This is a genomic window from Pseudidiomarina donghaiensis, from assembly GCF_900116895.1.
Lineage (GTDB): Bacteria > Pseudomonadota > Gammaproteobacteria > Enterobacterales > Alteromonadaceae > Pseudidiomarina > Pseudidiomarina donghaiensis.
Genome location: NZ_FPCF01000001.1, coordinates 1,143,521 through 1,166,622, shown reverse-complemented (window position 1 = coordinate 1,166,622; position 23,102 = coordinate 1,143,521). Strand labels below are relative to the sequence as shown.

The following is a 23,102-nucleotide window of genomic DNA, read 5'->3' as shown; positions in this document are numbered from 1 at the left end:
AGCACCAACCTAGCCAACTTGCTTCGGTTTATTATTGGCAAACGGCGGCCAGCCCATGGTCACGCCAGCCAACAAGTGCAAATGAATATGGTAAACCGACTGTCCGCCGTCTTCGTTACAGTTCATGACCACACGATAGCCGTCTTTGGCAAAGCCATACTGCTGAGCAAGGCGCGCAGCGACAACGTATAAATGCCCAATTAATTCACGATCACTTTCTTCAATGTCGTTGATTGTGGCAATGTGCTTTTTCGGAATAATTAACACATGGACAGGCGCTTGCGGATTAATGTCCTTAAACGCTAGGCTTAATTCGTCTTCATAAACAATGTCAGCTGGAATTTCTTTGGCAATGATCTTATCGAAAATAGTACCGCCACTCATGGTGCAATTCCTTCTGTTAATGCATTCAATGTTTTGGTGATATCTTTAATACTAGCGAACTCAACCGCGAAGTACCAACCCCTTCAAATACAATGACTCTGGGAAGTTGGTGCGAACCGGGTGGTCGGCGCCTTGATACAGTCGCTCAATAATATGTAATGGGCGTTTGGCATCAAGAGCTGCGTCGGCAACCACTTTTTGAAATAAGTCGCCTGACAACAAGCCCGAGCACGAAAACGTGAGCAGCGTGCCACCAGGTTTCAAAATCATGCAAGCAAGGCGGTTAATGTCTTTATAGCCACGGCACGCGCGAACAAGGTTTGCTTTGCTGTCTACAAACTTGGGTGGGTCAAGCACAATAACGTCAAACCGCTGGCCATTCTGGTAAAAAGCCCGCAAGGCTTCAAATACATCTTCTTGGCGGTTTTCCAGGGTTTCAGTGCTAAGTTGATTTCGTTCATGGTTGGCCGTGGCTTGCGCCAGTGCCGGGGCAGAGACGTCCAAGTTAACCACTTCTGCCGCGCCAGCCGCAGCTGCATACAAGCCAAAGCCGCCGGTATAGCTAAACGCATTGAGTACGCGTTTGCCTTGCACATATTTTTGCACGGCTAATCGGCTATCGCGCTGATCAAGGTAGTAACCGGTTTTATGGCCACTTTGAATATCCACCCCTAACTCAAGGCCATTCTCGTTAATCCAAATATGAGCGGGCGGGGCACTACCATCAGGGCTGTAAAGCACTTGGGTAAGCGGCGCTAAGCCTTCTTTTTGGCGCACATCTACATCTGAGCGTTCATAAATAGAGCACTCTGGGAACTGTTCACGCAAGGCGGCTACAATAGCGTCACGCCAATAGTCAGCGCCGGTGCTTAACAGCTGACAAACCAGCCAGTTGTCGTACTTATCAATAGTGACACCCGGCAGCTCGTCGGCTTCGGCGGCCACTAAGCGATAGGCGTTGCTAGCAATGGCTAAGCCGTCGCGCAAGGTTTTAGCGGCGGCAATACGGTTGGCAAAAAACGCGCTGTTAATAGTGTCGCCTTGGTTAAAGCTCCACACGCGGGCGCGAATTTGTGACTGTGGCGACCAGGCAGCATAGCCAAGCCAGTCGCCTTCAGCGCTGTGAATGGATACCGTTTCGCCTGCTTTAGGCGAGCCCTTAACGCGGGCAATAGCGCCACTAAACACCCACGGATGCAAGCGGCGCAGTGATTTTTCTTTACCTGGGTGCAGGTGAACGGTAATGGCCATTATTTAACTCGCATACCCGGTTTTGCACCATCGTGCGGGTTCAAAATATACAGCTCGTCACCACCAGGGCCCGCAGCTAACACCATACCTTCAGATAAACCAAAGCGCATTTTACGCGGCGCTAAATTGGCCACCATGACGGTATGTTGACCAATGAGTTTTTCAGGTGCGTATGCCGATTTAATGCCGGCAAACACTTGGCGCGTTTCACCGCCTAAATCGAGGGTTAACTTTAATAATTTGTCGGCACCTTCCACATGCTCCGCATTGGCGATACGTGCAATACGCAGGTCAATTTTAGCGAAATCGTCATAAGCGATTTCGGCACTAATTGGGTCGCGTTCTAATTCGCCATTACTGGTTGATGCTGGCGTGTTAGCGGCTTCATTTTGTTGTTTTGAGTCTTCAATCATGGCGTTTACTTTGTCCATTTCAATACGTTGCATTAAGGCTTTGAACGGGCTAATTGCGTGGTTGGTTAATACCCTTTGATAGCTATTCCAGCTAAATTCGTCGTTCAAGAATTCTTGTACGCGCTCTGCAAGGGCCGGCACTACAGGTGTCAAATACACCATTAACAAGCGGAACAAGTTAATGCCCACAGAGCAAATTTGGTGCACTTCGTCGGCTTTGGCTGGATCTTTAATGAGCTGCCATGGCTCTTTTTCGGCAATGTAGAAATTGGCTTTGTCAGCTAGCGCCATAATGTCGCGCATGGCTTTAGAGAACTCACGTTTTTCGTAAGCTTCAGTGATTCCTGCACCGGCAGCTTGAAATTCGTCAATCAGTGCCGTATCGGTTAATTGCGCGGCCAATTTCCCGTCAAACTTTTTGCTGATAAAACCCGCACAACGGCTGGCGATATTAACCACTTTACCGACTAAATCGGCGTTAACACGCTGGGCAAAGTCGGTCAGGTTTAAGTCAAGATCGTCAATACGATTTGTCAGCTTAGCGGCAAAGTAATAGCGCAAATAGTCGGGGTCTAAATGGTCAAGGTAGGTACGTGCCATAACGAACGTGCCTTTTGACTTGGACATTTTGGTGCCGTTTACCGTAATAAAGCCGTGCGCCCACACGTTAGTGGGTTGACGGAAGTTGGCGCCTTTAAGCATGGACGGCCAAAATAGGCTGTGGAAATAGATAATGTCTTTACCAATAAAGTGATACAACTCAGCGTCGCTATTGGCTTCCCAGTAAGTGTCAAAATCGGCTTTACCCGTGGTGTTACAGTAGTGTTTAAAGCTACCCATGTAACCAATTGGCGCGTCTAACCAAACGTAAAAATATTTACCCGGCGCGTCAGGAATTTCGAAACCAAAATAAGGCGCGTCGCGGCTGATATCCCACATTTGTAGGCCAGACTCAAACCATTCGTTCAGTTTATTCGCCATTTCGTCTTGCAATGAGCCCGAGCGTGTCCAAGCTTTGAGCATGTCTTCAAAGGCTGGCAAGTCAAAGAAATAGTGTTCAGATTGACGCAGCTCTGGGGTGGCGCCCGATACCGCGGACTTAGGGTTTTTCAACTCAGTAGGCGAGTAGGTTGCACCGCAGACATCGCAGTTATCGCCGTACTGGTCTTCGGCGCCACATTTCGGACAGGTGCCTTTGACGAAACGATCTGGCAAAAACATTTCTTTTTGTGGGTCAAACAGCTGTTCAATGGTTTTCGTTTTAATGTAGCCATTGTCGCGTAAACGCGTGTAGATAAGTTCCGCCAACTCGCGGTTTTCGTCGCTGTGGGTTGAGTGGTAGTGATCAAATGCCACATGAAAATCTGCAAAATCAGCTTGGTGAGCCGCGTTCATGTCGGCAATCATTTGCTCGGGCGCAATACCTAGCTGCTGTGCTTTAAGCATAATAGGTGTGCCATGTGCGTCATCAGCACAGACATAGTGACATTCGTGGCCGCGAAGCTTTTGAAAGCGTACCCAAATATCTGCCTGAATATAACCAAGCATATGGCCAATATGGATTGGGCCATTGGCGTAGGGTAGCGCATTCGTAACCAGTATTTTGCGAGTTGCTGTTGGCATGAATCGTTCCATTAAATTCGAGTTTCTGAAAGCCTTGAAGTGTACCTGAATCAGCGCTAGCAATCTAGCCGCAGTGTCCGTATCATGCGGCTTTCATGCCACGTTTTAGAGTCGTTATTTCCTCACGTCAGCGGAGAATAAAATGTTTGGGTTATTCAAGTCGAAAGATTGGCAAAAAGCACTAGAGCACATTCGTTTACCAGGCTTAAACATGCCGGTTCCGGCAAGCTGGGTGACGGTGGACGAAAACCAAGCGGTGTTAACGCTACCATTTGCTGCTAGTGAAGGCATGCTTGAACCGCTCAAAGCCGATAAAACGCTTGGTGCCTATAACTGGCAACTGCGTGTTGCCGTAGAGAAGCTACCGAACTCGCAACCCGAATTACCCATGACCTTTGGCAACGTGATTGTGGTTTCCTCGGGTAAGGGCGGGGTAGGTAAGTCGTCTGTCAGTGTGCAGTTGGCCTTAGCCTTACACCAACTTGGTGCCAATGTGGGTATTCTCGATGCTGATGTGTATGGGCCTTCCTTGCCAACCATGCTAGGCGGCCAAGAAGAAAAATTGGAAATAAATGCACAGCAGAAAATGATCCCGCATCAGCGTCATGGTATTTGGGCAAGCTCGTTAGGGTACCTTACCGATACCAAAGATGCTGCTATTTGGCGTGGACCAATGGCGAGTGCCGCGTTGCAGCAATTGTTTCGTGACACCAAGTGGCCACGGTTAGATTATTTAATTGTTGATATGCCGCCGGGTACAGGCGATATTCAGCTAACCTTTGCGCAAAAGTTGCCAATTACCGGTGCGGTTGTAGTGACCACGCCGCAAACTGTCGCTTTAGCCGATGCGGAAAAGGGCATTACTATGTTTCGCAAGGTGGGCGTGCCAATTACCGGGCTTATTGAGAATATGAGTTATTACACATGTTCTGCGTGCGGTCACCAGGATGCTATTTTTGGTAGCGAAGGCGGTCTCGAAGTAGCACGTCGGGAACAGGTTCCGTTGTTAGGTCAATGGCCGCTTGATAGCCGTATTCGAGCTGGGTTAGATTGTGGTAAGCCGCTGCAAAGTGCAGAGCCAGAGCATGAATTGAGTGTTATGATGCGCAACAGTGCACAGCAATTAGCCATAGAGCTTTATACGCAAGCCCAACAGCAAACCAAACAATAATGAAGAGAGTGGTGGTATGCGATTAACCGATGGACAAATAGAAAGCTATTTAGATGATGGACGCATTGTACTAGATCCGCGCCCAGTGCCGGAAGATGTCAGCGGTGTGACGGTTGATATTCACCTCGGCAATGAGTTTCGTGTATTACAAGATCATGCTGCGGCATATATTGATATTAGCGGCCCGCGAGAAGACATTGATCACGCAATCAATAACGTGATGAGTGACCCGATTGTATTGACGCCTGATCAAGCGTTTTTTATTCATCCAGGTGAATTCGCGTTGGCAGTCACCCACGAGTCAGTGACGTTACCGAGTAATATGGTCGGTTGGCTTGATGGGCGTTCGTCGCTCGCGCGCTTAGGGCTCATGGTACATGTGACCGCACACCGTATTGATCCGGGTTGGTCAGGGCAGGTGGTGCTGGAGTTCTTTAACAGTGGCAAATTGCCGTTAGCCTTGCGGCCACTGATGAAAATTGGTGCGTTAAGTTTTGAATTACTTGATGAAGATTGTTTGCGCCCGTACAGCAGTCGTAAAGACGCAAAATATAAAGATCAACGTGGCGCCGTTGCTTCTCGCATTGGCGCCGACAAATAACGCGGCCTTAACGCAGTGGCGTTGCGTGTGCAGCGCCACCAAATATTGCATTTAACAACAACAGGTTTAAACCGTCTAAATAAGCACGATAAGTCGGTTCTTGGGTAAAGCTAATAACCATGCCACGCTGACGTGGTTGCCACATTAAGAACGGCTTATAGGCGAGTTGCTGTTGGTTTTCTTCCCATAAATAGCCGCTCGCAAGCACATCTTTGCTGTAGCTGACAATATTTCGGCCGTGCTCAATACTCAGTGGTCGGTAAATTTGGTTACCAACCGTTACACTGATTAAGTTTGGCTGCACACCGGCACTTAGCCAATGCTCAAGGTCAACATCCAGGTTGGTCAACACGCCTGCGGTCCAATATGGGTCAGCAGCGTCTGGCGTAATATAATGCATGTGCTCGGCTTTTGATTTTATCAACAAACCGTCGACTTTTTTCTCGCTACCGTGGCCTTGTGGATTTTCATTGATAACGCGCTCCAGTGCGCTATTGAGTAGGACCGACTGCACCGCCCACTCGGTCGCGTTGCCAAAGGTTATTAAGACCCCGCCATTTTCAACCCATTTTTTGACATTGGCTTCGCCATTTTCGCCGAGCGCAGAGCTTAGGCTTCCATAGGTGCTCGGCAGAATAAGTACTTGATAATGTGAGAGGTCTGCACGCGAGAGTTGTGCTGCCCGCATGGCGGTCACTGGGTAACCAAACTGTTGTTCAATGACATAACGTGAATGCCCGGCGTTTAAGCTCGACACAGGTTCATCCCACAGCATGACAATGTTTGGCGCATGAACCAATTTGACGTTATTAGAACCAAAGTTGGGGCCATCAGTCACCCAGCTGCTGTCAACACCGTGCACGGTGGCACCAGAACTTAACGCAATTTTTTGCACGGCAGCCGTTAAATGAGCGTTCTGAGCATGGGTTAATATCAAACTACCGGCTGGGTAGCGCTGTTTATTTTTATGCGTAAAGGCAAGGTCAGTGCGCTTCACAGTTAAACCTGCGCGCAAGGCTTCAGTTAAAAACCGCCCCGCATTCATGTCGCCCCAAGGCACAATGTAACCAACTTCCGCGTCAGCATTGAGCACTGTGCCGGGTTTGACTAACTGCTCGGTAGCTAACTGGTTTTCGGCACGCGGTACACGGCTACAGGTTTGATAGTCAAGGTTAAACATCAACGGCAGTGACCAAGCGGTCACATCATAAATTTGGTCGGGCAAATTATTAGCCCGCAAGCGTTCTTGTTCGGCAATGAACTTATCATCCATGGCGATGTTTTTATCCAACAATGTGCGCGCCATATAGTGCGCGGGCTGTGCTGTGTCGACCCAGAAGCTACCGGCGGGGTATTTCACGCCGCATGCCGAAAACGCTTCTTTGGCTTGCTGAACTTGCACGCCATGGCGTGTTAACAAACCGGCTAAACGCTGTGTGGCGGCGGGATCTTGTTGCCCAGCAAATAAATAAACACGTTGTTTACTGTCGCTACCGGCTTCAATACCTTGATTACGATAGTCCCAAAAATTTTTCAGCAGTTGTTGGCGTTGTTGGGCCACGGCTTCAATGGTGGCAATGGAGGCTACGAAGTGACGCTGCACGCCGTCCCCATAGGTAAGAATGTCGCCATCTTTGGTGCGAAAAACATGACCACGAGCCGAAGCCATTTCATAGGTCATTGAAATACTGCCGTGATAAAGCGGCCAGCTGGCGCCGTAACCCGGGTAGAAGGCATCAAAAATTTCGCGAGTAAAGTAGTCATAACCGCGTTCATCGAACCACTGTGCGTTGTTTTCACCGATGTACCACAAGGTTTCGCGCTGTTTCTTGGTGATAAGCGGGTTATAAGGATCGGCTTCTGGGGTAAAGTAGTAACTGCTGTCACCGCCCATTTCGTGCAAATCAACAAAGACCAATGGCATATTTTCTAATAGCGCTTCAACTTGACCGCTAATTTCAGGTTGCGTCAGGGCAATCCAATCACGATTCAAGTCAAACAAGTAATGATTTGAACGACCACTAGGCCAGGGTTCGTTGTGCTCTGCAGAATGGCGATCGGCGCTGTGTTCTAGGCCTGCTGTCATGTAATAGCGCGAGACAAAACGCGAACGACCGTCTGGATTTTGTACCGGATCAATAAACACTACGGCGTTGTTCAAATAGCTGGCGGTTTGTTCATCTTCAGCGGCTAATAAATGATAGGCCGTTAACATGGCTGCTTCAGGAGATGAAATTTCATTTCCGTGCACGCCATATGATAGCCAAACACTTGCTGGTAGTTCTGCTATTAATTTATTGGCTTGCTGAGCACTGGTTTTATCCGCAGCGCTTAGCTGTTGCATACCGCGTTGGAAGTTGGCAAAGGCAGCCATGTTTTCAGCACTAGATATGGCCACATAGTAGAGGTTTCGACCTTCCCATGACTTGCCGTAATAGTTTAACTTTACTTGCGCTGGGAATTGTTCCGCTAATTTTACAAAATAGGCCTCAATGGCTGCTGGGCTGCTAATTCGTGATGCTGCCGGATAGCCAAGCACACTTTCAATAGTAGGAACCTTAGCTGAGTAGGGTACCGCTAACCCTAATGCTTGTGCTTGCTGAGCATTCACCTGCTGAGTTTCAACTGCCGATAGTTCTGTTGCATAGGTTGGTGCGCTATGCAACAGCGTGCCCGTCAACAGCGCGCCGACGATGGCGTGAGCAATGCGTGTTTTAAACTGCATGATTAATCCTTCAAAAAATAGGTAACCGCGGCATTCAATGCTGCCAATAAAGAGCTTGAATCATGGCGGTGCGGTGCGTCTGCAGTGGCGCTGACATGATCAAACACAGGTAACTTTAAATGAGCGTCAGGACGATTAGTGATCACTGCATCGACTAAGGGTTCGCCGAGTTGCTGGTTCATCCATTCTAAGCGCTGGCTAATAGGCATTTCCCCTGCAGGGCTATGCTCAGGTGCTAGATTATCAATAAAAATGACAGGTGCGGTGGCTGCTGCGATGGTTTGCACAAATTCGTTGACCAAAAGCGGCGGCATCACCGATGTAAGGAAGCTGCCAGGCCCGAGAATAATTAATTCGCTACGGCGAATGTGAGCCAGTGCTTCGGGGGTTGCAACCACAGGGTGTGATAACGCAAGTTTTTGCGGCATATGTAACAAGCCGTCGACATGCAGCTCACCAAAACATTCCAAGCCATCATGGGTTGATGCCACTAAGTCAACGGGCATTTCTGACATGGGTAACAAACGTGTATTGATATTAAGCAAACGGCTTAATAATTGAATACCGTCTAACGGCCGGGCACTGACTTGATCCAATGTGTATAAAATCAAATTGCCCAAATTATGCCCATGTAACTCGTGCTCAGATTCGAAACGATAATTCAGCACATCGGCCGCTAATGGCTGTTGCGCCAACTGCGAGAGACAATTACGTATATCGCCCCAAGCAATACAGTCATGGCTGCGGCGTAATTTCCCGCTAGCGCCGCCGTCATCGGTTGTGGCGACAATACCAATGAGACGGCGTTCTAAAAATGACAGGGTAGAGAGAACACGACCGAGGCCATGACCACCACCAATGGCAGTAACGCATTTTAGCTGTGCGATAGCGTGAGAGTTCGGTCGCGGTATTGATAATTGAACCAAATGTTCGGTCATGGTTTGCTAACTATGTTGTTTTGATGTTGCTACTTTAAGCGCTAAGTCATACACAATCAACGCTTGATCTATGTAAATCAGTACTTAATAAGCTTGAATTAACCTAAGTGAAGCTTATTTATACAGTATTCTTGGATTGCTGAATTCGTCATTTCGTTAAGCTCAAGTAAATCCCCTCGTAATGCTATTTCAGTTTGCTATAACTACTGCAAGTTTCATAACACAGAGGGTGTTTTATGTTGAAATTCAATAAATTTACGACCGTTGCAGCAGCGCTAGCGGCAACGACTTTGGTTACCGCCTGCGGCTCTTCCGATGATGAACCCAACACCGCTATGTTTACCCTTGGGGTCAGTGATGCTCCTGTTGATGCAGCTGATGAAGTTTGGGCTTGCTTCCATAGTATCGAGCTGGTTGGTAACAGCGAAGGAAACCAGACATTTACGATTGGCGAAGACACCAATACCATTGAAGCAAACGATGTGTGTACCGATGCCAACGGCGATGTTATTGCCAATACGCGCGGTATTAACTTGCTTGAGTTTACCGGTTCAGCCTCTGAAAACTTGCTTTCTGGCGTCGAAGTGCCGGCTGGAAACTATAGCCAATTGCGTTTAGAAATGGCTGAGGGTTCGTATGTTCTTATTGGTGAAGAACGTATTCCGTTGTCAGTGCCATCTAATGAACTGAAGTTCGACAGCTTTACACTAGATGCCGGCGGTAACGTGGCCTACACAGTAGAGTTCGACTTGCGTCAAGCTTTAGTCAATCCTGTGGGGCAAGCCGGGTACTTCCTGAAGCCACGAGGTGTGCGAATTGTGGATAATATGACAATTGGTCATGTTGAAGGTTCTATCGCCGAGGCGTTACTGATTGAAAACGAGTGTACTGTGGCTCCAGCGGATATCTCGACGCCAGTCGCAACGGTGTATTTCTATCAAGGTGCTGATTTGGATGCCGCGACACTTGCTGACTTCGGTGGTAGTGAGGAAGAAGAACCCTATACGGCAACCACGGCTTACTTTGATGGCGCGACAGCATATAACTTCGAAGTAGGTTATTTAGCTTCTGGCGATTACACAGCCGCTTGGTCATGTACTACCGAAGATGATCCTGAAGCTGACGATGTCATTGATTTTATCAGCACCCAAAACGTGACAATTGGCACTGAAGGTGAAACAACGACCATAACATTTGAGTAATTATGTGTCTCTCCCGTTAGCCCCCTTGGTTGGGGGCTTTTTTTGTCTTTTTTTCTGTGTCTAATCGCGCCATACTAAGTCATCTTATTTTTGAAACAGTTAGGTTGTAGCCATGAAACGTTTACTTGCTTGCTTTATGTTGAGTGCTACGGCGTTGTTTGGTGCTTGTGCACAAGCAAGCATAAAGACAACGAAGTTGTGCATTGACGATCATCCACATTCAATAACTGTGGAAATTGCCGACACCTTTGAATTGCGTCAACGTGGTTTAATGATGCGTGACCAATTAGCTGAGCACGACGGAATGTGGTTTACCTATGGTGAGGAGCGGCCAGGTTACGCTGGTTTTTGGATGTACCGTACGCTTATTCCGCTAGATATCGCGTTTCTTGATGAGCAGATGAAAATTGTGAAAATTATTACCATGGAACCATGCGCAAGTATCGATCCGAATCGCTGCCCAGCATACCCACCGCAGGTTAATTACTATAGTGCGGTGGAAGTCAATAAAGGTTATTTCGACACTTATAATATTAACGAAGGGCGTCACTTCAAACGCTGTAACTAGAGGAGAACACCATGAATAAGCACCTGCTGGTGTTTGCAATGGCGGGGCTTTCGCTTGTCGCGTGCAGCCCTGCCGAGCAAACGGCAGATCAAACCCAAGCGGCCTATGCTGCAGTTGACCCATATAGTTTTAATGAAAATTATACAGATTATTTGCAAACCTTGAGTTCTGACGAATTTGAAGGGCGAGCGCCAGCCTCTGAGGGTGAACGAAAAACCGTAGAATTTGTTGAAGGCAAGTTTCGCGAGTGGGGCCTTAAACCATACAACGCTAAAGAAAATAATTATCAGCAGCAGGTTCCCCTAGTGCGCATGCTTCCAACCCAAGTATCAGATATGTCGTTCAGCTCTGAACAACTCGAAGCATTTGAATACCGCCGCGATATGATGGCGTGGAGCCCACGCGTACAAGAGCAAACCGAACTGACGAACAGTGAGATGGTTTTTGTCGGCTACGGCATCGTTGCTCCGGAGTTTGGCTGGAATGATTACGAAGGCTTGGATGTTGAAGGTAAAACTGTGGTGATGTTGGTGAACGACCCAGGCTACGACACTCAAGATCCTGAAGTATTTAATGGCAAAGCCATGACTTATTACGGCCGTTGGACCTACAAATTTGAAGAGGCAGCTCGCCAAGGCGCTGCAGGGGCAATCGTGATTCATGAAACGGGCCCGGCAGGTTATGGTTGGGGAGTGATTGCCGGTGGTTCACCGATGCGTTTTGATTTAGCACGTGAAAATAAAAACATGGACCGCGTGGCTATTGAAGGTTGGATTACGGATAGCAAGGCCGATGAGTTATTTGCGCTAGTAGATAGCAACTATGCGGAAATGCGAACCGCTGCCCAGCAACCTGACTTCAAGCCTATAGCGTTAAAAACCTCAATGAACGTTTCGGTGCGTACTAAATTTGATTATTTATCATCGCCCAATTTAATTGGTTACATTGAAGGCAAATCGCGCCCTGAAGAGCATGTTATTTACATGGCGCATTGGGATCATTTAGGGGTAGACCCAGTGAACCCTGATGATGGTATTTTTAATGGTGCCCAAGACAATGCCAGTGGAACCGCTGGGGTGATGGCTTTGGCTGAATTTTTTGCCAGCCAACCGCAGCCAGAACGCTCTATTGTGTTTGTCTTAGTTACCGCTGAAGAGCGCGGGTTACTTGGCTCCGATTGGTACGCCGATAACCCGATGCTGCCATTAAGTAAAGCCGTTGGTGGGATAAATACCGATGTTCTGAATGTGTATGGCCCTATGAAAGACATGGTTGTGGTTGGTCATGGTAATTCTGAAATGGAGAACTACCTGGCTAAATATGTTGAAAAACAAGGACGCTACATAGCCCCAGAGCCAACCCCTGAAGCGGGTTCGTTTTACCGTTCAGATCACTTTAACCTGGCGAAACGTGGGGTACCAATGTTGTATGCGAAGGGCGGTAATGATCATGTAGAATTCGGTGTTGAATATGGTCAGCAAAAGCGTGCCGAATACGTGAAAGTTGCGTATCATAAGCCTGCAGATGAGTTTGATCCAAGCTGGGACTTGCGCGGAGTGCAGCAAGACTTATGGCTATATTATTGGGTTGGTAACGAACTGGCCAATAACAATGATTGGCCTAATTGGTATCAAGGCAACGAGTTTCGTGGCATTCGCGATGCTTCGGCCGACGAACGAAATTAATTAAACGTAGTTAAGCAAGGCGGTAATGAGAGCGTTTTGCCTTCATTACCGTTTTTTTTATGGGTGATATGTGATTTCTGTAGCAGAACTTTTTGGACTATTTGCTTTAGTGGCAAACTTTATTGCATACCGACAAGGTACAGCGAACCGCTACCGTATTGTCAGTGCGTTTGCTTTAGGTGCTTTATCAATTCACTTTTTTATGCTCGATGCTATTGCGGGTAGTGTCGTCACAGGTATTGCGGTAGTAAGAAATTTAATAGCGCTGCGCTGGCGTGGGCCATTTGTATTATGGTCATTTGTGGCAATTAATGTTGGCTTTTTTATTTGGGAATTAACAGGGGATGTCGATATTTTGCCATTATTAATGGCTTATATGTCATCAATTATTTTCACGGTAGGCGCAATTGTATTAGAAGACCCAGTAAAAATACGCCGTTGGTTTTTGCTAGCGGAACTTCTTGGCCTAGCGTATGCCGTTATTGTTGGTAGTGTTTCTGGAACTGTATTTAATATTGTCAATTTAACCAGCATTATTCTCAAATTGTTACAAGATCATCGGGCTGCACGCTTGTCTGAATTAAAATAATCCCCATATACTGGGAAGTAACAGGAGAACTCGTATGCTTATATACATCAAGCAATGGCAACAAAAAGTAAAACCGCAACCCGGTGCCAACCCCATTGTAGTGCTTTTTAGTTGGTTGGTATTTGGTATGTTGTTGTTGCTAGGCTTGGCTGTAGGCCTAGTGCTGCTGTTGTTTGGTTGGATTTTATTACTGCCGTTAATGTGGCGTAAGCGTCGCCAAATGAAGCAAATGTGGCAATTTACCAAAGCCACGCGAGAAGCCCAGAAACAAGCGCAAGCGCGTTATCGTAGTGAGCGTGAATACCAACAGAATCGTCAAGATAGCGATGTTATTGAAGGCGAGTACCAGGTGAAAAACGATAAACGCTAATGTTGTGGTGCTGCTGAATGTCGGCGGCGCCAACGGCGGTATGCAAACTTACACCCTCCCACACAGCCATCGAATAACAACACCGCAAGTAGGGCAGCAATCACGCCTGTAAACACCGCCTGCCGCGTAAGCGGTACGTTAAAACTATACATTCGCCAAGTGTCATCGCGCATTTCTGGGTTAGCGTGCCAAGCGACAAACCAAATCTTATGTAAGTAGCCCTGATTGAGCTGTTGTTGCTCATAACGGTACAACTCCACTCTTCGCACTAGCTCACGAATAGGCACGGCTTCATCTTTGAACACAGGATTGTCACTTTGCTCATGCATTTTTATAAGCGCTTGCATATCGCCGTTTAAATAGGTATCGGCAATACGTTGGTATTCTTTGTAGTACACCATGGCTTCGGTAAACTGGGCATCAAGCCGTTGCTCATATTGAGTTATGAAATTCGGTAGTTGGACACCGATCAATACCGCCAATAAAGCTAATGCAATGACAAAATAACGATGCAGCATAAAAAAAGGTTGAGTTGTGAAACACAACTCAACCTTACCACGTCGTTTGATTATCTCGCTAGTGTCTATTCGTCGTCATATGCCGGTTTCGGTGGGAACGCACGGCGTACCACGTAGAATAGTAACGGCACGAAGAAGATTGCTAAGATTGTGCCACCGAGCATACCACCGATAACGCCAGTACCAATGGCTTGACGACTTACGGCGCCGGCACCAGTTGATAAGGCTAACGGCAGTACGCCAAAGGTAAATGCTAACGAGGTCATTAAAATAGGGCGCAAACGTAATCGAACGGCCTCTAAAGTAGCTTGCAGCAATTCTTTACCTTGAGCTTGTAAATCTTTTGCAAATTCTACAATAAGAATAGCGTTACGAGCAGAAACACCCACGGTGGTTAGCAAACCAACTTGGAAATAAACGTCGTTTTCAAGTCCACGCATAGTCGCTGCAATAACTGCGCCGAGTATACCAAGTGGCACAACTAGCATGACTGAGAACGGAATTGACCAACTCTCGTACAGCGCCGCTAAACATAAGAAAACGATAAGCAACGATAAAGCATAAAGCAACGGAGCTTGGTCACCAGAGGTGCGCTCTTCAAGTGAAATGCCGGTCCATTCGTAGGCAATACCTGTTGGTAAGTTGCCAATCAGTTCTTCCATTTTCAGCATGGCATCGCCAGATGAGAAACCAGGCGCAGCTTCACCTTGAATATTCATAGCGGGCACGCCGTTATAACGTTCAAGACGCTGTGGGCCAAAGTCCCACGCGGTGGTTGAAAATGAAGCAAACGAAACCATTTCACCATTACTGTTACGTACGTACCATTTACCTATATCTTCCGGCGTCATGCGGGACTCAGGCACACCCTGCAGGTAAACACGCTTGACGCGCCCCCGATCAACAAAGTCGTTGACATAAGTGGTACCAAAAGCGTTCGACAGGGTGGCATTAATATCGCTAATGCTTAGTCCAAGCGCTTTCGCTTTTTCATAATCGACATCAATACGTAACTGCGCGGTGTCTTCTAAACCGTTGGGGCGAACCCCGGTTAGAGATTCCTCTTGCGCGGCCATACCGAGTAATTGGTTGCGCGCTTCAAGTAACCCTTCGTGGCCAAGGCCGCCGCGGTCTTGTAAGTACAAATTAAAGCCACTGGCGGTGCCTAGCTCTGGAATGGAAGGCAAATTAAACGCAAATACCATAGCTTCACGAATTTGTGAAAAGAAGCCAAAGGCTTGACCAATAATGGCGTCGATTTGCAGTTCTGGTGTGGTGCGCTCGTCCCAATCTGTTAGACGAACGAAAGCGAGACCGGAGTTTTGCCCTTGACCACTAAAACTAAAACCAACAACCGAGAATACCGAGCGAACACCGGCCGCTTGGTCGAGGTAGTAGTCTTCAATTTTTGCCATGGTTTGACGCGACTGTTCTTGAGTTGCGCCCGAAGGCAACTGCATTTGTGTTAAGAATACGCCGCGGTCTTCGTTCGGAATAAACGAGCTTGGCATACGGGCAAACAAAAACCCAAGGACCACAACTAACCCCAAGTAAACCAGCAAGAAACGCATACTGCGTTTAATAATTGATTGTACCGAGTTGGTGTATTTTTTGGTGGCACTGTCGAGCTTACGGTTAAACCAGCCCAAAATGCCCTTGGCTTCGTGGGTGTGGTCCAATGGCTTTAAAATTGTCGCACACAGTGAGGGCGTGAAAATAATCGCCACTAATACTGACAAAGACATTGCCGAGATAATAGTGATAGAGAATTGACGGTACACCGCACCGGTTGAGCCACCAAAGAAGGCCATAGGAACAAAAACTGCCGCCATGACCAAGCCGATAGCTACAAGTGCGCCGGTGATTTGCCCCATCGATTTAATCGTTGCTTGGCGCGGGCTGAGCTGTTCTTCGCTCATTAAGCGCTCAACGTTTTCCACCACAACAATGGCGTCATCCACCAACAGACCAATGGCCAGAACCAAACCAAACATGGTTAGGGTGTTAATTGAAAAGCCCAATGCCGACATGATGCCGAATGTGCCTAGCAACACCACTGGAATAGCCAGCGATGGAATAATTGTTGCGCGCAGGTTCTGTAAGAAAATAAACATCAAGATAAAGACTAAAACCACTGCTTCAAACAGAATTTTAACCACTTCTTGAATGGATATTTCAACAAATGGCGTGGTGTCATAAGGAATAACTAATTCCACGCCTTCAGGGAAGAACTGCTGCAGCTCGTTGAGCTTTTCTTTCACGGCAGCGGCTGTATCTAGGGCGTTTGCGCCGGTCGCTAGGTTTACCGCAAGGCCACTTGCCGCTTGACGGTTGTAGCGCGCAATTATGCCGTAGTCTTGGCCCCCAAGTTCAACTTCTGCGACATCGCCAACAGTAACTTTGGAACCGTCACTATTTACCCGAAGTAGCACGTTTTTAAACTGTTCAACGGTTTCTAGCCGTGTTTGCGCAATAATTGAGGCAGTTAGTCGCTGATTTTCAACAGCTGGCGTGCCACCAATCTGACCCGCTGCAACTTGGTTATTTTGCTCGCGCAATGCCAAAACCACGTCTTGGGTGCTCATGTTGTAGCGCACTAACTTGTCGGGATCTAACCATATGCGCATTGCATAGGGCGCACCAAATAGGCGCACATTACCAACCCCAGCAGTACGAGCAATGGGGTCTTGCAGGTTACTGGCAATATAATCGCCTAGATCGATTTGGCTAATTTGTGGATTACTCGATGTGAGCGCTGCAACCAATAAGAACGAGTTATTTGATTTAGCGACTACCAGACCTTGATCTTGCACCGCTTGCGGTAACAAGGGGAGGGCTAATTGCAATTTATTTTGCACTTGCACCTGCGCGATATCGGCATCGGTGCCAGCCTCAAACGTTAGCGTGATGCTTGCATTACCGGCTGAGTCACTGGTTGACGCAAAGTATTTCAAGTTATCAATACCATTCATGTTTTGTTCGATAACCTGCGTGACACTTTCTTCAAGCGTGGCAGCGGTAGCACCAGGGTAGCTTGCGTTTATTTGTACCGAAGGTGGTGCAATTTCTGGGTATTGCTCTACCGGTAGCTGCGTAACCGCAAGCCCACCAGCAAGCATAATCACAATAGCGATTACCCAAGCAAAAATTGGTCGGTTAATAAAAAATTTAGCCATAAATTACTTCACTTCTTCAGTTTGTACTGGCATACCAGGCTGAATTTTCTGTAAGCCCTCAACGATAACTTGTTCACCGGCACTAAGACCGTCTGTCACTATCCAGTCACTACCTATGGTGCTATCGACGCTTAAGTATCGCTGTTCAACTTGGCCTTCTTTATTCACAATCATGGCGAACGCGCGACCGCGAGGGTCGCGAGATACGCCTGTTTGTGGCACCAATAACGCATTTTTCAGCGAACCGGTTCCAACTTCTGCCCGCACGTACATACCCGGCAAAATGGCGTGGTTTGAATTCTCCAGTTTAGCACGCAGGGTAATGGCGCTAGTTTGCGGATCAACGGTTACCTCGTTGAATAGCAGCTCGCCGGTGGTGCTGTAGTTACCAGCCTCGCCAACACGGACGGTAACTTGCGCGCGATTTTCGCTATCCGTCACAATGCGGCCATCGGCAATTGCGGCCTGCAATTTAAGGTAGTCACTGGTGCTTTGGGCAATATCGATATAAATCGGGTCTAGTTGTGTGATTGTGGTTAGCGGTTGCGCTTGGCCCACGCTAAGTAGCGCACCTTCAGTAAGTTGCGAACGACCAATACGACCAGAAATAGGCGCTTCAACGCGCGTATAATCGACATTTAGCTTGGCCCGAGTAAGGTTTGCTTGAGCCATTTTTAACTGTGCCTCGGCTTGCAAATACGCAGCTTCAGCTTCATCAAAGTCTTGTTGGCTAATTGCTTTATCTTTAAGCAAATCTTCACTTCGTTGAAAACGAGATTTCGTTGATTTAACAGCAGCTTTTGCGCGCGCGACGTCAGCTTCAGCACTTGCTAACTCTGCTTCATACATGTCTGCATTAATTTGGTAGAGCTGTTGGCCTGCTTCGACCATTGACCCTTCTTCAAATAAACGCGACTGCAAAATGCCATTCACCTGCGGACGTACTTCAGCCACCCGAAAAGCGCTCGCACGACCAGGTAGGGTTGTGGTTAAATCAACATTACGGCTTTCAACCGTCACCACACCGACAGTCATTTGCTGTTGTTGTTGCCCGGTTTGGCCATTTTGTTGTTGTGCGTCACCGCAAGCAGCAAGCATTAATGAACTTGCTAAAACTGAAACAAACAACGGTTTACGTAGACGTTGTTGCATGTATGTACCTCATACTAAGTGTGTGATTTTTTAACCCGATAATTATACATACATTCATGTATGTTTGTAAGTGGGATATCACGATAATTTCGATACGTGCTATCGATAAAATAAGTGCAAACACGTAGGTAAATAATATGACAAATGACTTTAAACGCCAGTTAATGGTGGCCGTTGGGGTACTGGTTACCGGGCTGCTATTAATTTGGGCGTATCGCAGTCTTGGGTTACAGAGTGACACAAAAAATCGTAACCATCTGTATCAACAGCTGTTAGAACGCTCTGGAAAGCTAAATCGTGACTTACCGAAGCTACTCGACAGCCAAACACGTTTCGAGCGGGCTGAAGTACTTAACTATGGCATGCGTTTTATTTATACGCTGGTTGGCGTCGATAAATACCAGCATGATGAGGAGGCGATAAAAGCACAGTTGCAACCAGCAATGCGTGACGCTTTTTGTCGCGCAGACTCATTAGCCTTCTACCGTGAACAGGCTGACTTTCTAGTCATTCGTTACTTAGACCAAAACGAAGCGACCCTGTTTGAATTGCGTTTTGAGCCGACCGACTGTCAACCTTAATGGCTTCTGCTATCTAGCCGTTACGGCCGCTTGGTTAACCAAGCGGCACGTTATATCCATCAAGTACAATTTTGCCGATACTCTGGCTCGACTCGAGCAGCTGATGCGCACGTTTTAAGTTTTCGGCATTTAGTTCGCCAAAGTGGGCGACACGGGTCGAGGCTAATTTGCCTGCGTCGGTTAGCTCGGCTATTTCACGCAAAATTTGCCCTTGTCGGTGCATATCTGCTGTTTTAAATAGGCTATGGGTAAACATAAACTCCCATACCAGTGCGATACTTTTTTGTTTTAACAATTTGATATCGAGTGCTCGCTGTGGGTCATCAATAAGCGCAAAGTGCCCAAACGGTGCAAGCAGCTCAACTAACGCTTCAAAATGTTGGTCGGTGTGTGTAAGGCTAGCAACATGGCTAACCTGCTTTATGTTGTGCTTAGCTAATTGGGGGGCCAAGGGTTCGTGGTGATTGATAACGATGTCGGCGCCCATTTGTTTTACCCAACGCTGAGTTTCTGGGCGTGATGCCGTCGCAATGGTTTTTACCTTGGGGCACAGTTTAGCCAGTTGTAATAGGGCCGAGCCTACGCCACCTGCAGCCCCTGTAATTAACAATGTTGCCTGATCGTCTCGGCTTAACTGTAACCTTTCAAAGAATAGCTCCCAAGCCGTTAAGAAGGTCAATGGCATTGCCGCCGCGTCGGCAAAGCTTAATGACCGTGGTTTACGACTCACAATGCGCGCATCAACTGCTTGGTACTGTGCGTTGCAGCCGTGGCGATTGAGCTCACCGGCATACCAAACTTCATCACCTTCTTTAAAGTCGTGGACGTTTTCGCCAACACTCAATACCACGCCTGCTGCGTCCCAGCCAATTACGGCGAATTCGTCTTCAAGCGGGCCTCGGCGGGTACGAATTTTAGTATCGACAGGGTTCACACCAATGCCATATACCGCAACAAGTAAATCGTTAGGACCTATCTCAGGCTCTGCAAGGGTTATGTCCAATAATGCATCGTTGCGGTCAATAGAGCCGCATTCCCGATAACCAACAGCTTTCATGGTTGCTTCCTCATAGCCGGTTCACGTATAACATCAATACTAAGACACTGTTGCCCAATCAACCAGAGGAACTTTCCATGAATTTTTACCCAAAGGCGAGTTTAGCCGGGCTTTGTTCAGCATTGATGATCAGTACGGCCAGCGCTGATGTGGAATATGTCGACCAACAAGCGTTGCATGATATACAGGCACAGGTATCGGCTGCGCGTATTGAAGCTGACATTAATAAGTTAGTGAGTTTTGGTACCCGCCATACCTTATCAGAAACCGAGTCAGACACGCGCGGTATTGGCGCTGCTCGGCGGTGGATAAAGGCCGAGTTTGACAAAATATCAGCGGCTTGTGGTGACTGCCTTGACGTGTACTACCAATCACGAGTGATTGAGGGGGAAGTCCGTATTCCTGATCCGGTTGAAGTTGTCAGTGTTATCGCGGTGCAGCGCGGTACAGTCGACCCGAACCGCTATGTCATTATGTCGGGCGATATTGATTCACGGGTTTCTGACGTCATGGACTATACGTCCGATGCACCAGGCGCTAATGACAACGCTTCGGGTGTCGCCGGTACCTTAGAAGCGGCACGGGTACTTAGCCAATATAAGTTCGCCGGTAGCATTGTGTATGCCGCGCTAGCAGGCGAAGAGCAGGGGCTTTTTGGTGGCCGCATTATGGCCGAACAAGCACAAAAAGACGGCTGGCGTATTAAAGCGGTGTTAAATAACGACATGATCGGCAACATTGAGGGCATTAATGGCGTTATTAATAACACCACCGCGCGCATTTTCGCAGAAGGCACGCGTCAAGATGAAACCGAGGCGGATACTCGTCGTCGACGCTTTACCGGCGGTGAAGTTGACTCGCCAAGCCGTAACGTCGCGCGCTACATTGACTGGATGGCTGACCGCTACATTCCGAACTTAGATACCATGGTCATATACCGTTTAGATCGCTTTGGCCGCGGTGGACACCACCGTCCATTTAACGACTTGGGGTATCCGGGCGTTCGTATTATGGAAACCAACGAAAATTACAACCGTCAACATCAAGATCTGCGCACCGAGAACGGTATTGTTTATGGTGACACCATTGACGGTGTTGACTTTGATTATGCGGCTAAACTTACTGCACTGAACGCCGTTAGCTTAGCCAGTATGGCCTGGGCACCAAGCCCACCGGCACAGGTAAAAATTGCTGGAGCCGTAAGTGCCGACACCACGCTCAGCTGGGCGCCGGCGAGTGCGGCTGAAAAAGAACATATCAAAGGCTATCGTATTTATTGGCGCCACACCGACGCACCGAACTGGGAATTTAGCCAGTACGTTGGCAATGTGAATGAGTTTACGCTCAAAAATGTGGTCATAGATAATTACTTTTTTGGCGTGGCAAGCGTTAGCAAAGACGGTTATGAAAGCCCGGTGGTGTTCCCTGGCGCCGCTGGTGCTTTCGGTGAATAACCGTTGCCCGTGGAATAACGCCTGTGCAGCAAACTAACAATAAACGCGCTGACCGCTGGTTAGCGCGTTTTGCCGACTCAAATTATGTATTGCTCGCTATTTTTATCGCGTCATTTTTAGAGTCGCTGATCGTTCCTATCCCCCTAGAGCTTATTCTAATACCCTTGCTCATGCACCAACGTGATCGGCTTTGGTCTATTGCCACGGTAACCTTGTTGGGCTGCCTGCTTGGGGCCAGTGTCGGCTATGGTGTTGGCTTGTGGTTTTTTGATGACGTTGGTGACGCGGTACTCACGTGGCTTGGTTATCATGACGCTTTTGAAGACTTTACTGCACGCTTTGCAGAGCATGGCTTTGCCACACTGTTGCTGGTTGGAATTTCACCCATACCGTTTCAAGTAGGAATGCTCAGCGCTGGCAGTGCCGAATACCCGTATGGATTATTTATGCTGGCGGCTATTATTGCCCGCGGTATTCGTTACTACGGGCTGGCGTTGTTGGTTTATTGGTTCGGTGAAGCTGTGCTGCGCTGGTGGCAACAATACAACCGCAAAGCCGGTTGGGTTGTGCTAGTTGCTGCGCTGTCGGTCTACTTCGTGTATTTGCTTATTTAACCTAACTGCATGCTTAGCGCTAAGGCAGTTGCTCTGCAATGCCCCTCAGCGCTTCAAGGCCATGTAAATCAGTGGGAAATAGCGGTAAGTAAACCCGTTGTAGATCATGAAATTCTTGCTCGATGTCCTCACGGTATACAGCTTCTTGCGCGCGCCGTTTGGCAAAAAACTCACCGTCTGCGTGTTCAGGCAAGTTCCGATTAATCACTAACCCAGCAATGGGAAGCTTTTCTTGTCGCAAGGCTGTAACCGCGCGGCTGGTCTCCAAAATGGGTAATTTCTCTGGTGTGAGTACAAAAATCAGCGCCGTTTTGCTCGGGTCGGTTATCACATGCCGCGTGCGATGAAAGAGCCGTTGGCGGCGCAGTAATGTTTCACTAATTTCGGCGGTACGGTCATCAAGCTCGGCAGACTCATGTTGTTTAGGGTCGGCCATCGGGTTGGCGATGTCTTTGCCGGCTTTAGGGCTTAAGTGTTCTAGCACACCTTCAAGCTTTTTACTGCGTTCAGTTTGTTTTAATAAGCCTTGCGTCCAAGCGGCCATAGCTTCTGGTAACGTCAATAAGCGCAGCGTGTGCCCAGTAGGGGCCGTGTCGAAAATGATCAGATCATAATCGGCAGGTTTTTCATCAATAAGCCGGGCAATGCGTTCTAGAAGGGCGGCTTCTTGTGCACCAGGTGATTGTTGCGTTAAGCGCATTTGCCGTTCTATTTCTGGGTACATGTCAGGCTTACTAAAGCGCTTCATGGTTTTCATCACACGGGCAATGTGTGCTTCAACTTCGGCGTCAGGGTCAATCTCTAGTGCATCAACACGCTCTGTCATTGAGGTAATGGTGTCGCCAATGGGGTTGTCAAAAGCGTCGGCGAGACTGTGCGCTGGGTCGGTAGAAACTAGTAAAACGTTGCGGCCACGTTTCGCTTGCTGCAGCGCAAGAGCCGATGAAATGGTGGTTTTCCCCACGCCACCTTTGCCGCCAACAAAAACAATTTGTTTGTTATCTATACAGAACATTCACGCACCTTAGCG

General features: G+C 47.9%; 20 protein-coding genes. 10 read left to right on the top strand and 10 right to left on the bottom strand.

The genetic code is table 11. The features are described from left to right. Positions 1-9: 9 nt before the first annotated feature. Genes BM334_RS05685 through metG form a run of 3 tightly spaced genes read right to left on the bottom strand, consistent with a single transcriptional unit; the run spans position 10 to position 3,671 of the window. The gene (locus BM334_RS05685; RefSeq protein ID WP_092839029.1) at positions 10-384 is read right to left on the bottom strand and encodes a histidine triad nucleotide-binding protein; all 375 of its coding nucleotides are present in this window, start codon (positions 382-384) and stop codon (positions 10-12) included. 60 nt (positions 385-444) lie between these two features. Continuing rightward, the gene (locus tag BM334_RS05680; RefSeq protein WP_092839026.1) at positions 445-1,635 is read right to left on the bottom strand and encodes a class I SAM-dependent rRNA methyltransferase; all 1,191 of its coding nucleotides are present in this window, start codon (positions 1,633-1,635) and stop codon (positions 445-447) included. Beyond that, positions 1,635-3,671 (bottom strand): methionine--tRNA ligase, encoded by a 2,037-nt coding sequence (gene metG, locus BM334_RS05675; RefSeq protein ID WP_092839023.1) that lies wholly within the window; start codon positions 3,669-3,671, stop codon positions 1,635-1,637. The genes BM334_RS05680 and metG overlap by 1 nt, the downstream gene beginning before the upstream one ends. Positions 3,672-3,813: 142 nt before the next feature. Between metG and apbC the strand changes: the two genes are divergently transcribed. Both apbC and dcd read left to right on the top strand, forming a co-directional pair. Continuing rightward, positions 3,814-4,842, top strand: a complete 1,029-nt coding sequence (gene apbC / locus BM334_RS05670) for an iron-sulfur cluster carrier protein ApbC (protein WP_241970906.1) — start codon at positions 3,814-3,816, stop codon at positions 4,840-4,842. A gap of 16 nt (positions 4,843-4,858) precedes the next feature. After that, positions 4,859-5,443 carry a dCTP deaminase gene (gene dcd / locus BM334_RS05665; protein ID WP_092839020.1) on the top strand — a complete coding sequence of 195 codons (585 nt, stop codon included), beginning with the start codon at positions 4,859-4,861 and terminating at the stop codon, positions 5,441-5,443. Positions 5,444-5,450: 7 nt separating this feature from the next. Here dcd and BM334_RS05660 read toward each other — a convergent pair whose 3' ends face one another. Next, a complete protein-coding gene (locus tag BM334_RS05660; RefSeq protein WP_092839017.1) occupies positions 5,451-8,168 on the bottom strand; it encodes a M14 family metallopeptidase in 2,718 nt (905 codons plus the stop codon). A gap of 2 nt (positions 8,169-8,170) precedes the next feature. Then, positions 8,171-9,106 carry a gluconeogenesis factor YvcK family protein gene (locus BM334_RS05655; protein ID WP_092839014.1) on the bottom strand — a complete coding sequence of 312 codons (936 nt, stop codon included), beginning with the start codon at positions 9,104-9,106 and terminating at the stop codon, positions 8,171-8,173. A 236-nt stretch (positions 9,107-9,342) separates the two neighbouring features. Between BM334_RS05655 and BM334_RS05650 the strand changes: the two genes are divergently transcribed. The 5 genes from BM334_RS05650 (at position 9,343) to BM334_RS05630 (ending at position 13,520) form a co-directional block, all read left to right on the top strand. Next, on the top strand, positions 9,343-10,308 hold the full coding sequence (locus BM334_RS05650) for a DUF4382 domain-containing protein (RefSeq protein WP_092839011.1): 966 nt from the start codon (positions 9,343-9,345) through the stop codon (positions 10,306-10,308). 112 nt (positions 10,309-10,420) lie between these two features. After that, entirely contained in the window at positions 10,421-10,876 is a 456-nt protein-coding gene (locus tag BM334_RS05645) for a DUF192 domain-containing protein (protein WP_092839008.1), read from the top strand. 11 nt (positions 10,877-10,887) lie between these two features. Beyond that, the gene (locus BM334_RS05640) at positions 10,888-12,561 is read left to right on the top strand and encodes a M28 family metallopeptidase (RefSeq protein WP_092839005.1); all 1,674 of its coding nucleotides are present in this window, start codon (positions 10,888-10,890) and stop codon (positions 12,559-12,561) included. A 70-nt stretch (positions 12,562-12,631) separates the two neighbouring features. Continuing rightward, positions 12,632-13,150 (top strand): YgjV family protein, encoded by a 519-nt coding sequence (locus tag BM334_RS05635; protein ID WP_092839002.1) that lies wholly within the window; start codon positions 12,632-12,634, stop codon positions 13,148-13,150. A gap of 34 nt (positions 13,151-13,184) precedes the next feature. Next, entirely contained in the window at positions 13,185-13,520 is a 336-nt protein-coding gene (locus tag BM334_RS05630) for a hypothetical protein (RefSeq protein WP_092838999.1), read from the top strand. Here the strand turns inward: BM334_RS05630 and BM334_RS05625 are convergent. From BM334_RS05625 to BM334_RS05615, 3 genes are all read right to left on the bottom strand, one after another. Then, positions 13,517-14,038 carry a DUF2937 family protein gene (locus BM334_RS05625; protein WP_092838996.1) on the bottom strand — a complete coding sequence of 174 codons (522 nt, stop codon included), beginning with the start codon at positions 14,036-14,038 and terminating at the stop codon, positions 13,517-13,519. The two genes, BM334_RS05630 and BM334_RS05625, sit on opposite strands and share 4 nt — an antisense overlap. Before the next feature lie 65 nt (positions 14,039-14,103). Beyond that, positions 14,104-17,214, bottom strand: a complete 3,111-nt coding sequence (locus BM334_RS05620) for an efflux RND transporter permease subunit (RefSeq protein WP_092838993.1) — start codon at positions 17,212-17,214, stop codon at positions 14,104-14,106. 3 nt (positions 17,215-17,217) lie between these two features. Continuing rightward, positions 17,218-18,366, bottom strand: a complete 1,149-nt coding sequence (locus tag BM334_RS05615) for an efflux RND transporter periplasmic adaptor subunit (protein WP_092838990.1) — start codon at positions 18,364-18,366, stop codon at positions 17,218-17,220. A gap of 137 nt (positions 18,367-18,503) precedes the next feature. Here BM334_RS05615 and BM334_RS05610 point away from each other — a divergent pair, with 137 nt between their 5' ends. Next, positions 18,504-18,947, top strand: coding sequence for a hypothetical protein (locus tag BM334_RS05610; RefSeq protein ID WP_092838987.1), 444 nt, complete (start codon positions 18,504-18,506; stop codon positions 18,945-18,947). A 34-nt stretch (positions 18,948-18,981) separates the two neighbouring features. On the opposite strand, the gene BM334_RS05605 is transcribed toward BM334_RS05610, so the two are convergent. Next, on the bottom strand, positions 18,982-20,004 hold the full coding sequence (locus BM334_RS05605; RefSeq protein ID WP_092838984.1) for a zinc-binding alcohol dehydrogenase family protein: 1,023 nt from the start codon (positions 20,002-20,004) through the stop codon (positions 18,982-18,984). 125 nt (positions 20,005-20,129) lie between these two features. On the opposite strand from BM334_RS05605, the gene BM334_RS05600 reads away from it, so the two are divergent. Together BM334_RS05600 and BM334_RS05595 are read left to right on the top strand one after the other, a co-directional pair. Next, complete coding sequence (locus tag BM334_RS05600) at positions 20,130-21,458, top strand: M28 family metallopeptidase (RefSeq protein ID WP_241970920.1); 1,329 nt, start codon at positions 20,130-20,132, stop codon at positions 21,456-21,458. A 23-nt stretch (positions 21,459-21,481) separates the two neighbouring features. Beyond that, complete coding sequence (locus BM334_RS05595) at positions 21,482-22,072, top strand: YqaA family protein (RefSeq protein WP_241970905.1); 591 nt, start codon at positions 21,482-21,484, stop codon at positions 22,070-22,072. Positions 22,073-22,091: 19 nt separating this feature from the next. On the opposite strand, the gene BM334_RS05590 is transcribed toward BM334_RS05595, so the two are convergent. Further along, a complete protein-coding gene (locus BM334_RS05590) occupies positions 22,092-23,087 on the bottom strand; it encodes an ArsA family ATPase (RefSeq protein WP_092838976.1) in 996 nt (331 codons plus the stop codon). Positions 23,088-23,102: the final 15 nt, after the last annotated feature.

Excerpts from the sequence above, each read along its gene's own strand:
- BM334_RS05655 (WP_092839014.1), bottom strand. The coding sequence starts at position 9,106 with ATGACCGAACATTTGGTTCAATTATCAATACCGCGACCGAACTCTCAC.
- BM334_RS05650 (WP_092839011.1), top strand. The coding sequence starts at position 9,343 with ATGTTGAAATTCAATAAATTTACGACCGTTGCAGCAGCGCTAGCGGCA.
- BM334_RS05590 (WP_092838976.1), bottom strand. The coding sequence starts at position 23,087 with ATGTTCTGTATAGATAACAAACAAATTGTTTTTGTTGGCGGCAAAGGT.
- BM334_RS05605 (WP_092838984.1), bottom strand. The coding sequence starts at position 20,004 with ATGAAAGCTGTTGGTTATCGGGAATGCGGCTCTATTGACCGCAACGAT.
- BM334_RS05620 (WP_092838993.1), bottom strand. The coding sequence starts at position 17,214 with ATGGCTAAATTTTTTATTAACCGACCAATTTTTGCTTGGGTAATCGCT.
- dcd (WP_092839020.1), top strand. The coding sequence starts at position 4,859 with ATGCGATTAACCGATGGACAAATAGAAAGCTATTTAGATGATGGACGC.
- BM334_RS05630 (WP_092838999.1), top strand. The coding sequence starts at position 13,185 with ATGCTTATATACATCAAGCAATGGCAACAAAAAGTAAAACCGCAACCC.
- BM334_RS05680 (WP_092839026.1), bottom strand. The coding sequence starts at position 1,635 with ATGGCCATTACCGTTCACCTGCACCCAGGTAAAGAAAAATCACTGCGC.
- BM334_RS05685 (WP_092839029.1), bottom strand. The coding sequence starts at position 384 with ATGAGTGGCGGTACTATTTTCGATAAGATCATTGCCAAAGAAATTCCA.
- BM334_RS05660 (WP_092839017.1), bottom strand. The coding sequence starts at position 8,168 with ATGCAGTTTAAAACACGCATTGCTCACGCCATCGTCGGCGCGCTGTTG.
- BM334_RS05625 (WP_092838996.1), bottom strand. The coding sequence starts at position 14,038 with ATGCTGCATCGTTATTTTGTCATTGCATTAGCTTTATTGGCGGTATTG.
- metG (WP_092839023.1), bottom strand. The coding sequence starts at position 3,671 with ATGCCAACAGCAACTCGCAAAATACTGGTTACGAATGCGCTACCCTAC.
- BM334_RS05615 (WP_092838990.1), bottom strand. The coding sequence starts at position 18,366 with ATGCAACAACGTCTACGTAAACCGTTGTTTGTTTCAGTTTTAGCAAGT.
- BM334_RS05600 (WP_241970920.1), top strand. The coding sequence starts at position 20,130 with ATGATCAGTACGGCCAGCGCTGATGTGGAATATGTCGACCAACAAGCG.
- BM334_RS05640 (WP_092839005.1), top strand. The coding sequence starts at position 10,888 with ATGAATAAGCACCTGCTGGTGTTTGCAATGGCGGGGCTTTCGCTTGTC.
- apbC (WP_241970906.1), top strand. The coding sequence starts at position 3,814 with ATGTTTGGGTTATTCAAGTCGAAAGATTGGCAAAAAGCACTAGAGCAC.
- BM334_RS05645 (WP_092839008.1), top strand. The coding sequence starts at position 10,421 with ATGAAACGTTTACTTGCTTGCTTTATGTTGAGTGCTACGGCGTTGTTT.
- BM334_RS05610 (WP_092838987.1), top strand. The coding sequence starts at position 18,504 with ATGACAAATGACTTTAAACGCCAGTTAATGGTGGCCGTTGGGGTACTG.